Raw genomic sequence first — 13,307 nt, 5'->3', positions numbered from 1 at the left:
AAATAAAACCTAATGATTTTAACTATTTAAAGAATTATCTTTTGAAACTAAAGGTTCATTCAGAAAATAATAATTGGTTTAAGTATTTATTACTAAAATATTATTTGGTGTTTCCTTGGAATTAAGAAATTAACTCCTGTATATTTGTTAAGTAAACAAAGAAACAACAGCGAAAATTCGCTAGAAAAAATTCTAAGAAAAGATGTTAAACCAATTTATCAATATCGTCCTAGTGGTAATTCTACTCTCCCAATCGGTGTGAGACGGTTTGATATTTTCTAATATACCAAGACCTTTCTCACACCGGAGAAAGGTCTTTTGTTTAAAAGGATTTTGATTCTTAGAAAAATGTAATAAAAGTAGATAAAGTACAAATACTGTTTGCTGAAAAATAATCTTAAATAACCATTGAAGGATATAGTACAATCGCTAGATTCTGATTCAAAACATTTCAATTCAAGATGTCACAAGAACTAAACAAATTTTCCAGAACCCTTACGCAAGAAGTTACCAACCCAGCAGCAAAAGCAATGTTATACGGCATTGGCTTAACGAAAGAAGACATGCAGAAAGCCCAAATTGGTATCGCCAGCACGGGTTATGAAGGAAATACTTGTAATATGCACCTTAACGGTTTGTCGGTACATGTGAAAAAAGGAATTCAGGAAAATGACATGGTGGGTTTGATTTTCCACACAATTGGGGTTTCTGATGGAATGACAAACGGTAATAATGGAATGTCTTATTCCCTACCTTCTCGTGATTTAATTGCCGATTCAATCGAAAACGTAGTGGGAGCACAGTGGTACGACGGCGTAATTGCGGTAGTAGGTTGTGATAAAAATATGCCGGGTGCTATGATGGCAATCGCTCGCTTGAACCGCCCAGCGATGTTGGTATATGGTGGAACGATTCGTTCTGGTGAATACAAAGGACAAAAATTAGACATCGTTTCTGCTTTTGAAGCATTAGGAAAGAAATTCGCAGGTAATATTTCAGATGAAGACTACGAAGGGGTAATCAGAAATGCCATTCCTGGGGCTGGTGCTTGTGGCGGTATGTATACTGCTAATACGATGGCTTCTTCAATGGAAGCAATGGGCTTAACCTTACCAAATTCTTCATCATATCCTGCAACACATGAGGGTAAAAAAGCAGAGTGTTTGGCAATTGGTGCAGCCATGAAAAACTTGTTAGAGAAAAACATTTGTCCACGTGATATAATGACACGTAAAGCATTTGAAAATGCTATGACAGTGGTAATGGCGATGGGTGGTTCTACTAATGCAGTGCTTCACTATTTGGCCATTGCACGTGCTGCTGAAGTTGATTTTACCTTAAAAGATATTCAAGATATTTCAGACCGTACGCCATTGCTTGCTGATTTAAAGCCATCAGGTAAATACTACATGGAAGATATGTTGGCTATTGGTGGTGTGCCAGCAGTAATGAAATATTTATTGCAAGAAGGTTTACTACACGGAGATTGCTTGACAATTACGGGTAAAACCATTGCAGAAAACTTGGCTGAAGTACCAGAAATTAATTTTGATACTCAAAAAATTATTAAGCCTATCAGTGAGGCAATCAAAGCGACTGGTCACTTACAAATTTTATATGGCAACTTGGCAACAGATGGTGCTGTAGCAAAAATTACAGGAAAAGAAGGAGAGAAATTTGAAGGTGTTGCAAAAGTATGTGAATGTGAAGAGGAAGTAATTGAATTCTTGGAAAAAGGAGAAATTAAAGAAGGGCAAGTAATTGTAATTCGTAACGAAGGGCCAAAAGGAGGACCGGGTATGCCAGAAATGTTGAAGCCAACTTCGGCAGTAATGGGTGCTGGTTTAGGCAACAAAGTAGCGATGATTACGGATGGTCGTTTCTCAGGTGGAACCCACGGTTTTGTAGTTGGACACATCACACCAGAAGCACAAATAGGTGGAAATATTGCCTTGGTGAAAGATGGAGATTTAATCACAATTGATGCCGTAAATAATATCCTTCATGTACATGTTTCTGATGAAGAATTAGCAGAGAGACGTAAAGAATGGAAACCAACACCATCACCATTCAGACAAGGAGTATTACGCAAATATGTTAAAAACGTATCAACAGCAAGTGAAGGCTGTGTGACGGATTTGTAAGAGCCCTTATAAAATGATTGGTTTATCAATGAAACAAAACCACAATCTGACATTTATTCATTACAAATAAAGAAATTTAACCATGGAAAACTCACAAACCATGACCGTAGAGGAAAAGAAAGCTGAACCTGCTAAGTTTTTGACAGGTGCACAGGCAATCATGCAATGCTTGGTTGAAAATAATGTTAAAACCATATTTGGTTATCCGGGTGGCGCTATCATGCCAACGTATGATGCCCTCTATGATTATCAAGATAGAATCAAACATATCCTAGTCCGTCATGAACAAGGTGCTGGTCATGCTGCACAAGGTTATGCACGTATGACTGGCCGTGCGGGCGTTGCTATGGTAACGTCTGGACCAGGAGCAACCAACTTAATGACGCCTATTGCAGATGCTTTGCTAGACTCAACACCAATGGTTTGTTTAGTAGGTCAGGTTAAGGCAAATTTATTGGGTACTGATGCTTTCCAAGAGTGTGATATCATCGGGATGTCGATGCCAGTAACCAAATGGAATTATCAGATTACTGACCCTAACGAAATTCCTGCGGCAATGGCGAAAGCTTTTTATATTGCTGAATCTGGTCGTCCAGGACCTGTTTTATTAGATATTACTCGTACAGCTCAGGCAGATATGATGACGATTCCTTTTGAGTACAAACCTTGTACTGAAATCGTTAGCTATCGCCCAAGACTTACACCTAAACAAGACCAAGTAGAAGCTGCTGCAAAATTGATTAACGCCGCTCAGAAGCCTTATATCTTTGCAGGTCATGGTATTATCATTGCCAATGCTCAAGAAGAATTTGATGCTTTTGTACGTAAAACAGATATTCCTGTAGCTACTACGCTTTTAGGGATGTCGGCAATACCAACAAATCATCCAAATTATATAGGTTGGTTGGGTATGCACGGAAATTATGGCGCTAACGTATTAACAGACGAAGCCGATTTAGTGATTGCCATTGGTATGCGTTTTGATGACCGTGTAACGGGCGATTTAGCCAAGTTTATCAAACAAGCTAAAGTAGTTCATATTGATATCGACCCTGCCGAAATCAATAAAAATGTGTTTGCTGATGCTCCTGTCATTGGTGATGCTAAGCAAACATTGAAAGCATTGTTGCCTTTAGTAAAAGAACGCAAGCATGAGGCTTGGAAAGCTGAATTTAAAAAATACGACGAAGAAGAATTTGAGAAAATAACGAAACGTGATGTATTCCATGAGGGTGATAAAATCAGAATGGGAGAAGCCGTTACGATGCTTTCTGCAAAAACTAAAGGTGAAGCTGTAACCGTGACGGATGTTGGTCAACATCAAATGGTAACAAATCGCTACTATCAATACAATACTTGGAATTCGTTAGTTACTTCGGGTGGAGCTGGTACAATGGGCTTTGCTTTACCTGCCGCTTTTGGGGCGAAAGTAGGAGCACCCGACCGTGAAGTAATTGCTATTATAGGTGATGGTGGTTTCCAGATGACCCTTCAAGAATTAGGAACTATTGCACAAAGTGGCTTGCCTGTTAAGATTATTATCCTGAATAATAATTTCTTAGGAATGGTTCGCCAATGGCAACAGTTGTTTTTTGACAAACGCTATTCTTTTGTAGAATTACAAAACCCTGACTTTATCACGATTGCTAAAGGTTTTGGTATCGCTGGACATACCGTGAGTGATAGAGCCAACTTGTCAGAATCTTTAGATGTGCTATTAGCTTCTGATAAACCTTATTTATTAGAAATCGTTTGTGAAAAAGAAGAAAACGTTTTCCCAATGGTGCCAGCAGGAGCAAGTGTTTCAGCGATTAGATTAGAATAAATTTATGGAGTGAATGAATCGTGATTGAGTGATTTCTCATCAGTCAATTACTTCTTTTCAAATACCTCTTAGATGTTTATTCTATTAGCTAAAATCTAAATTTAGAACTTTAAAATGACAACATACACATTATCCGTTTTCACAACCAATACCGTTGGTTTGTTGAATCGAATTACCATTATTTTTACAAGGAGAAGGTTAAATATTGAATCTTTAAATGTTTGCGAAACCGAACGTAAAGGTGTTTCAAGGTTCACGATTGTGATTCGTCATGAAAGCCGTGAGGCTGTTGAAAAGTTAGTACGTCAAATTCGTAAAGTTGTTGATGTCTTGGCCGTTTTTGGTTATCTAGACCATGAAATTGTATTCAACGAAATCGCACTTTTTAAATTGGCAACACCACTAGGCGGTTCTCCTTTGAATATCAAGGAAATAAACCTTGATTGGAATGCAAAAGTAGTTCACTGGGGACTCGACTATGTAGTGATTGAAAAGAATGGTACAGAAACTGAAATACTAGAGTTTTATCAATACATGAAAAACTGGGAAATACTAGAATACCTGAAGTCTGGAAGAGTAGCGGTAGGTAAAACCGAAAAAGGGTTAGTAGAATATTTACCCGAACATGATTGGGAAATTGTTTAGTATTACAAATGCAATTTTATCATTAGGGAGGAAATTAATCCCCTCCCTAGTGATAAATGATTTTAGAAAGTCAAAATATAATTAACAAAAAATTAAAACTGTCTTGGTTTTAGCTTTTGTGCCAACATTCCTCCGATCTCGTTTATTCTTTTCGCTCTAGTTTCAGTTCGTTTAGCCAGTACAATCCATTGTAAGATACCTTTCTTTACCGACTTGCTTAAACTCAAGAAATAATCCATTGAATCCGGATTAGCTTTGAGTGCCTCTTCCAAATCTGGTGGAATGCTTAAGGCTTCTACTTCATCTAGTATTATCCATGAACCATTTTGTTTAGCAAGTTCAATGCTTTCATGACCAGCCTGTGTCATCAGTCCTTGTTCAATAAGCAGCAAAACCTTCTCTTTATTAACTTTTGACCAAGTACTCTTCGCTTTTCTTTTGCTGAAAAGCTGTACAAACTTCTCATCGTTTACTGTATTCCTTGTACTATCAATCCAGCCGAAACAAAGGGCTTCTTCCACGGCTTCGCTCCAAGAGATGGTTGGCATTTTAGTCTTTTTTTTATAGCAAACAAGCCAAATAGACTGTTTTAAGCGATGATTTTCAATTAGCCATTCTCTCCATTCTTGGCGATTTGTAGGGTAAAAAGTTTCTAAATCCTTGTTTTGCATCAGTCCTTCATTATTTCATGATGAATAGAATACTATTTGTTATCAAAATACCTACTAAATGATACGAGCCACTAATGATTCCATAGAGTATTGGTCGAGGAATATTTGGATTGATGGCTATATTAAACGTGTTGGCAACCAAGTATCCAATGCCAGTAAGTAATGAAAATTCAAACATCTGTGCCCATGTGGATATATTCAGTGCATACATTAATATGGCACTTACAATTGTAACCACTAATGTACAAATTGCGGGGCCAATAATAAAAATGGGTTTGTTGGGTAAAGTTTCGTTTTCTCTTCCCAAAGATATTTTGTACTGTTTACTGAATAGTAAAGTGAACCACAAAGCACCCTCAAAACAATATAGCACAAAAGCTATTAAGACACTCATCCAATTTAGATTTGCTAGTTGATTGATCATAAAATTATTTTTTTAAGTTTATGATGCAAAGCTAAAGGAGGGTAATGACAGCCCTATGTCAGGGGTAAAACAAATTAATGATACTTATCAAAATATTCTTGTAAGGTCATTTCATGGGGAGTAAACTGCTCGGTAAGCACCTCTAGTTTTTTGATTCTATCAAGTCGAAAAAAGCGAAACTCATTCCGCAAACGGCACCATGCTACTAATAACCAATTCTCTTGTGTGCTTAATAAGGCAAATGGTTCAATCAGTCTGCTTGTAACGTTTTCTGCTTCGTTGATATATTCAATCCTTGTCAGATAAAAATTTGTTAGAGCAAATTGTAACACTGATATATTATTACTGTTTCTTTCATTGTTGATGTTTTGAATAAATCGGGTGCGTTCTGCCAATAGGTTTGCTTTGTCTTTTATACTATGCCCTAATACAGCCTTAATTTTGTCGATAGCTTCTGTGTAGTCTTTAATAAAAGAGGCATCCTTGTTTTTTAATACCAACTGTTCAGCCAAAATTAAAGCATTGGCTTGGCTTTCTGTAAACATTACAGGAGGAATTTTATATCCTTCCATTAACGTATAGCCCTTTCCTTCTTCCGTTAGAATTGGTACTCCTGCTTGCTCCAAAGCCCTGACGTCTCTATAAATAGTCCTGATACTCACCGAAAATTTGTTTGCTAATTCCCTAGCCGTCAAAAGGCGTTTCGTTTGCAATTGTGTCAAAATTGCAGTTAAGCGTGAAAGCCGTTTTGTGTCGTTATCGTTCATTATTCAAATTTTCAAAATCGTTATTAGGATTCACAGTGTCCTTGAATGGCTAAATTACACAAAAAGAGTCTGTTTCAAAAACAGACTCTTTTTGTGTAATCCTAATGATTAAATAGCAAATGTTTATCGATTACTGATTAATTCCAACCACCACCTAATGCTCTATAAGTATTTACTAGGGCATTCATTTGTAGCATTTTGGTTTCAATCAGCTCCATTCTTGACTCTAAAACATCACGCTGCGTTAATAATACTTCCATATAATCAGCTCTTGCTGATTTGAATAACTTCAGTGAGATGTCCGTTGACTTAGTAAGAGCTTGCACCTGATTGTTTTTCATGGTGTATTTCTTTTCCAGATTACCAATATTAGATAACTGGTTAGTCACCTCAATACATGCATTCAGAATGGTTCGTTCATAATCATAAACAGCCTGTATTTGCTTCGCATTCGCATTTTTGTAAGTAGCAGTAATAGCATTTTTGTTAATTAACGGCCCTGCTATGTCACCCCCAATTGATGACATTAATGCTTGAGGAATGCTCAATAAATATAACGGACTGTAAGATCTAAACCCTAAACCTGCTGAAAGACCCAAAGAAGGGTAAAAATTAGCTTTAGCTATATCGATATTCAATTTAGCTGCCGACAAATTTAATTCTGCTTGTTTGATGTCTGGTCTGTTTTCCAATAATTGTGAGGGAATACCCGCTGAAATTTTATCAGGAACTAATCCATTAAAATTCTCCGAATTTCTTTGAACGTGTTGTGGTAATCTACCTACTAAGAAATTAATCCTATTTTCAGTTTCAACAATCTTTTGCTGAATTTCGTATTGAAGACTTTGCGTTTTGAATACCTCTGCTTCAAACCTAATTACGGCTAGTTCGGTAACTTTAGCCGCATCTTTTTCTTGCTTGATGATTGATAGTGCATTATTCAGAATAACGATGTTCTTTCTGATAATATCTTGCTGATTATCAAGTGCCATCAATTCATAATAAGACTTAGCAACTTCAGAAACCAAATTAGTTACCAAGAAATTTTTACCTTCAATAGAAGCTAGGTAATTAGTTACTGCTACTTTTCTACCATTACGCAGTTTGTGCCAAATATCTAGTTCCCATCTGGCAAATGCTCCAAAATACATATCTGGCAATACCTCAGGTGTTTCTTTACCGGGTCTGATTTCAGAAGAAGCATCGCTAGCACCTTGACTAGTATATCTAGATACTTTTTCAACACCTGCTCCTCCGCCTAAATTAACAAAAGGTAGATATTCCCCTTTTCGTGCTTGAATTTCGTTTCTCGAAATTTCAATTTCTTGTAGGGTAATATTCAATTCCTGATTGTTGTGTAAAGCCGTGTCAATCAAAGCAATCAAGTTAGGGTCAGTAAAAAAATCCCTCCACTTTGTTTTTACGCTATTGGTAGAATCCTGCGAGCTGTTATAGCTCGCAGGGACTGTTTTGTTTTCTTTTCTATTAACCTGAACCAATGAGGCTGGCATACAAGCTGCCACCAGAGAAAGTATGCTACTTGCTACTAAATAGTTCAGGGTCTTTCTATTATTCATCATCTTTGCTGTCGTCTAATTGTGGGAAAGAGTCTATTGAATGAACTAAGCTTTCGGTCAACGAGTCGTCATCTTCGTCTCTGATGAGCTTACGGCCTTCAGCTATAGAGCCGAATATGTAGTACAAGCCAGGTACAATCAGTACTCCGAAAATGGTACCGAAAAGCATACCGCCTAGGGCAGAAGCACCAATGGTACGGTTTCCGATAGCACCAGCACCATGAGCCATCACTAATGGAATTAACCCAGCAATGAATGCAAAGGATGTCATCAAGATAGGACGGAAACGAACTTTGGCTCCTTCGATGGCAGCCTCCAATACGGTTGCTCCTTCATGATGTTTTTGCATGGCAAATTCTACAATTAACACAGCATTCTTGCCTAGCAAACCAATCAACATGACCAGACCTACTTGTGCATAAATATCATTGGCTAATCCCATTGACTTGATGAACATAAATGAACCAAAAACCCCAGCAGGTAAAGATAAAATTACGGCTAATGGAATAATAAAGCTTTCGTACTGTGCAGCCAAAACTACATAAACAAAGGCTAACACGATTAAGAAGATATAAACAGCTTCGTTACCACGTCTAACTTCATCGTATGAAAGTGCAGCCCAGTCGATATCAAAACCGTGTGGTAAAGTCTTTTTGGCTACTTCTTGCACCGCCGCAATTGCCTCACCACTACTAAATCCTTTAGCTGCACCACCTCTGATAGAAGCCGTTGAATACATATTATAACGGTTGATTTCGTTAGGCCCCTGCATCTTTTTGATTTTCATAAAGGCTGAAAAAGGCACCATCTCATCACGATTATTCTTTACATAAAGCTTCATGATATCTTCAGGCAATCTTCTGAATTCAGGCGACGACTGCACAAACACTTTGAAGAAACGTTGGAATTTGATAAAGCCAAGCTCATAAGTACTACCTACCAAAATTGACAAGGTATTCATGGCATTACCAATAGAAACACCTTTTTGCATAGCCAATTGGTTATCAATCTCCAATTCATACTGAGGATAGTTAGCGCTAAAGAAAGTAAACAAACCTGTCAACTCTTTGCGTTTTTCCAATTCTCTCATAAAGTCATTCTTCACATGTTCTAATTGGTTATAGTCACCACTGTTGGTTTTATCAAGCAATTGCAAGGCAAAACCACCCGCAGCTCCGTATCCCGGTACAGCTGGTGGGTCAAAGAATTCGATTGTCGCTCCAGGAATATCCTTTGCCTTCTCTTCTAGTTCATAGATGATTTCAGAAACAGAATGCTTACGGTCTGACCAAGGTTTTAAGTTAATTAAACAAGTACCCGCATTTGAACCACGCCCTTCAGTAAGTACTTCATAACCTGCTAGTGCCGATACCGATTGAATTCCTTCTACTTTCTCAGCAATCGTCTGAAGCTTGCGAGAAATATCATTGGTTCTTTCAAGCGTTGACCCTGGAGGTGTCTGAATAATGGCATAAATCATCCCTTGGTCTTCACTTGGAATAAACCCAGATGGAAGATTACTCGTAATGGCAACGATTCCGCCAACAAATACTACCCACATCCCTACGGTAATCCATTTTTTATGCGCAATACGACGTAATAGCCCTACGTATTTTCCAGTAAGTTTTTCAAAACCTCTGTTGAAAGCATCGATACCTTTGTCAAGTATGTTTTTCTTTTTAGGCTTTCCATGATTGTTTTTCAAAATCATGGCACACAATACAGGAGTAACCGTAAGGGCAATAATACCAGAGAGAATAATTGAGCTGGCCATCGTGATAGAGAACTGACGATAGAAAATACCCACTGGACCCGACATAAATGCTACTGGTACAAACACGGCAGTCATCAATAAGGTAATCGCGATAACGGCTCCACTGATTTCACCAAGTACTTTCCGTACAGCCTTATAGGGGGAGAGATGTTCTTCTTCCATTTTGGCATGGACGGCCTCGACGACGACGATGGCATCATCTACCACAATACCAATTGCCAATACGAGTGCAAAAAGCGTAATCATATTGATGGTAAGTCCAAAGAACTTCATAAACGTAAAGGCTCCAATAAGAGAGATTGGTACGGCCAACGTTGGAATAAGCGTAGAACGCCAATCGCCAAGGAATATAAACACTACCAATGCCACCAAAATAAAGGCATCTCTTAATGTATGGATTACGTTTTCGGTAGAAGCATCAAGGAAGTTAGAAACGTCATAACTGATTTGATAATCCATTCCCGGAGGGAACGACGTCTTTTTCAGTTCATCCAATTTGTTTTTTACGTTCTTAATAACATCACTAGCATTACTACCATAAGTCTGCTTCAATACAATAGCCGCCGATGGATAACCATTCAGGTTAGAATAAATATCGTAATACTCACTTCCTAGCTCTACATTGGCGACATCTTTTAGCCTTAGGATTTCCCCTTTGGCATTGGCCCTTACAATTACGTCTTTATACTGTTCGGGTTTATTAAACCTACCTTGGTAGGTCAACACATATTCTAGTGCTTCTGCTCGCTTACCATCTGCTCTACCTACACGACCGGGTGAACCAATCACACTTTGATCAGACAGTGCGGCCATTACTTCATCTGCTGAAATATTGTAAGCACGCATTCTATCAGGATTTAACCACACACGCATCGCATATTGACGGCTACCCAAAATACGAGCCTGTCCGATACCATTGATACGTTGTAGTTCAGGAATCATGTTTACCCCAGCAAAGTTGAACAAGAATTTCATATCGGCGTTCTTGTCTTTACTATACAGGTTGACATACATCAACATACTGTTCATTACACGGTTTACAACTACCCCTTCACGTTGTACTAATGGTGGGAGTCTGTTCAAAACCTGTGCAATCCTTGTATTAACCTGCACTAAGGCTTGGTCAGGGTCGGTTCCTAGGTTGAATACAATCTGGATGTTAGCCTCACCCGCACTGGTAGCATCGGAGGTCATGTATCTCATTCCCCAAACACCGTTGATGGCTTGTTCAAGTGGAATAAGAACGGATTCTGTCAGTACTTTGGCACTAGCTCCAGGATAAGAGGCACTCACCATTACTACAGGTGGAGCAATTTCAGGGAACTGTGAGGTGGGTAAGGTCTTAATAGACAAAACCCCCAAGAAAATAATGACAATTGATATTACTATGGCCAATACTGGCCTATGAATGAATTTACTAAACATATCCTTGAATTTGTTTGAATACAGATATAAATGAGTGACTTAGTCAATAAGTGATTTAATGAATAATAGCTTGATAGCTAATGTGTGATGGATAAAGGATTTAAGAATCGCTTATTCATCCAATCATTATTTCACACCACTGCTTGACTACTCCGCATAAACTCTCAGATTAGCAATGACCGATTTAGGGTCTTTGTAATCGTAGATAATCTTATCGTTGTCTCTAACCTTCTTCAAACCTTCAAGAAGTATTTTTTCATTACCAGTTAATCCGCTTTTGACGATATATAAATCTGGCAATTCAGCACCAATCGTAATTTCTTTTGACTTAACTACATTATTCTTGTCTACTACAAATACATATTTCTTTTCCAAGATTTCGAATGTAGCTTTCTGTGGAATAATCACAGCATTTTTCAGCGGTACAACCATTTGGATGTTACCTGTTTCTCCATGTCTTAATAACTTATTAGGGTTAGGGAAGGTAGCTCTGAAGGCAATATTTCCCGTTTCATTATTAAAGTCGGCTTCAATTGTTTGAACAAGTCCTGGATATTCAAAAATCTCCTGATTAGCCATCTTGAGTTTTACAACTGGCACATTACTATTGTTCGACTTAGTTTTGAAATTTAGATATTCTGATTCTGGAACGTTAAAATATACCCACATTTTGCTGTTATCAGACAAAGTCGTAAGCAAATCTCCTTCTGCCAGAAGACTACCTTCTCGTACATAGAAATGGTCCATGATGCCATCAAAAGGCGCTTTGATTTCAGTGAAACCAAGGTGCACTTTAGCCAACTCCATTTCAGCTTTTGCTTTATCAAATTTGGCTTTAGTTAAGGCCAACTCATTACGAGAAACGATGTTGCTATCCGCTAATAATTTCGTGTTTTTATACTCAATCTCAGCATAATTGGCTTCAGCCTGAGTTTTTTGAAATTCAGCTTGGTATTGCAACGGCAAAATCTGGAACATTAGCTGTCCTTTTTTTACAAATTGCCCTTCGTCTACGTAGATTTTTTGTAAATAACCCCTTTCTAGGGCTCTCAATTCGATGTGTTGTATCGAGCGAATTTGAGAAACGTACTCATTGATAGCCGTTGTATCTTTTTTTAATGGGCTGGTAACGAGTAACTTAGTTTGTTCTTCTTTTTCTTCCTCTTTTTTTGATTCGCAACTAGTAAGGCACAACATAGCACCTATACTCATGAACATGAGAATTTTTTTCATGATAATTTTTATTGGTTTACTGGATTTTAGATTGTATTGCGTGGCATAAGAAAACATCAATAAGCCATTGAAACTAAAATGCTTTGCCTAAAGAAATAAAATAATTTTGTGAAGATTTGGGCAGTATTATCTGCTAGATAGATATTAAATCATATTCTGAAGACACAGAATACTATATTTAAATCAACTGAAAAGAAAGGGGAATAATGCTTACAGAAAAGTAAGACTTGAGGTAAATCGAGTAGGGTAAATCCAGTATACCAGCCAAAAAAAGGAATCGTAAAATAAGAAGCGGCTTCTGCATTCTTTTTTGGCGTTACAAAGCTTTCTTCTTCTTCAATATTCTCTTCATCATATGCAAAAAAGGTATTTCCTTTGCCGTCTAAAGAACTTGTAGAGAAAAAAAACTGGAAGGGCACTTCTGTACTAACGCTTAAATTTTGGGACTCTTCAAGCGTATTTTTGGGCAAATGAAAGGCAGCCTCCTTGTGTGTTTGAGCAAACAATTGACTTGTTAAACTCAACAGGAGAACACATAAAAATAAGGGATATTTTATGAATGCCTTTTTCATTTCGAGGTTGAAAGTAATTCGTGATAATTATACTTGCAAAATTTTTAATCTAAAATTTACGCTAAGCACCACAACTTCTTTTATTTTTTATATTATATCTTTCATATTTTACATTGATTCTCGTACACTCAAAAAAAAATCGTTGTCACAACAATTTTTTTTTAAATATTTTTATTCAAAAACTGTTCCAAAGAATAAATATTTTTAACAAATAATTATTAAAAATATTTAAGTAAATACACTCAAAATT

General features: G+C 37.4%; 10 protein-coding genes. 3 read left to right on the top strand and 7 right to left on the bottom strand.

Annotation, left to right across the window (positions count from 1 at the left end):
• Positions 1-461 precede the first annotated feature (461 nt).
• From ilvD to ilvN, 3 genes are all read left to right on the top strand, one after another.
• Positions 462-2,144 carry a dihydroxy-acid dehydratase gene (gene ilvD / locus AC07XN_RS19580; RefSeq protein ID WP_494744263.1) on the top strand — a complete coding sequence of 561 codons (1,683 nt, stop codon included), beginning with the start codon at positions 462-464 and terminating at the stop codon, positions 2,142-2,144.
• An 82-nt stretch (positions 2,145-2,226) separates the two neighbouring features.
• A complete protein-coding gene (gene ilvB / locus AC07XN_RS19575) occupies positions 2,227-3,969 on the top strand; it encodes a biosynthetic-type acetolactate synthase large subunit (protein WP_494744262.1) in 1,743 nt (580 codons plus the stop codon).
• A 114-nt stretch (positions 3,970-4,083) separates the two neighbouring features.
• Positions 4,084-4,614, top strand: coding sequence for an acetolactate synthase small subunit (ilvN, locus tag AC07XN_RS19570; protein ID WP_309912936.1), 531 nt, complete (start codon positions 4,084-4,086; stop codon positions 4,612-4,614).
• A 92-nt stretch (positions 4,615-4,706) separates the two neighbouring features.
• Here ilvN and AC07XN_RS19565 read toward each other — a convergent pair whose 3' ends face one another.
• The 7 genes from AC07XN_RS19565 to AC07XN_RS19535 all read right to left on the bottom strand — a co-directional run bounded on the left by AC07XN_RS19565 (position 4,707) and on the right by AC07XN_RS19535 (position 13,057).
• Complete coding sequence (locus AC07XN_RS19565) at positions 4,707-5,285, bottom strand: YdeI/OmpD-associated family protein (RefSeq protein ID WP_494744261.1); 579 nt, start codon at positions 5,283-5,285, stop codon at positions 4,707-4,709.
• Between the two features lie 10 nt (positions 5,286-5,295).
• Positions 5,296-5,679, bottom strand: a complete 384-nt coding sequence (locus AC07XN_RS19560; RefSeq protein ID WP_494744260.1) for a DUF1761 domain-containing protein — start codon at positions 5,677-5,679, stop codon at positions 5,296-5,298.
• A 104-nt stretch (positions 5,680-5,783) separates the two neighbouring features.
• The gene (locus AC07XN_RS19555) at positions 5,784-6,476 is read right to left on the bottom strand and encodes a helix-turn-helix transcriptional regulator (protein WP_494744259.1); all 693 of its coding nucleotides are present in this window, start codon (positions 6,474-6,476) and stop codon (positions 5,784-5,786) included.
• Positions 6,477-6,613: 137 nt separating this feature from the next.
• Positions 6,614-8,053 (bottom strand): TolC family protein, encoded by a 1,440-nt coding sequence (locus tag AC07XN_RS19550; RefSeq protein WP_309913116.1) that lies wholly within the window; start codon positions 8,051-8,053, stop codon positions 6,614-6,616.
• Positions 8,046-11,252: an efflux RND transporter permease subunit gene (locus tag AC07XN_RS19545; RefSeq protein WP_494744258.1), complete on the bottom strand. Its 3,207-nt coding sequence runs from the start codon at positions 11,250-11,252 to the stop codon at positions 8,046-8,048. The genes AC07XN_RS19550 and AC07XN_RS19545 overlap by 8 nt, the downstream gene beginning before the upstream one ends.
• A gap of 147 nt (positions 11,253-11,399) precedes the next feature.
• Entirely contained in the window at positions 11,400-12,485 is a 1,086-nt protein-coding gene (locus AC07XN_RS19540) for an efflux RND transporter periplasmic adaptor subunit (protein WP_309912921.1), read from the bottom strand.
• 149 nt (positions 12,486-12,634) lie between these two features.
• The gene (locus tag AC07XN_RS19535) at positions 12,635-13,057 is read right to left on the bottom strand and encodes a hypothetical protein (RefSeq protein WP_494744257.1); all 423 of its coding nucleotides are present in this window, start codon (positions 13,055-13,057) and stop codon (positions 12,635-12,637) included.
• Between the last annotated feature and the right edge of the window lie 250 nt (positions 13,058-13,307).

The sequence above is a fragment of the Arcicella sp. GW458-12-2-14-TSB2 genome (assembly GCF_059423785.1).
Note: the sequence above shows the minus strand (reverse complement) of the source record. Positions and strands in the feature narration are given on the sequence as shown.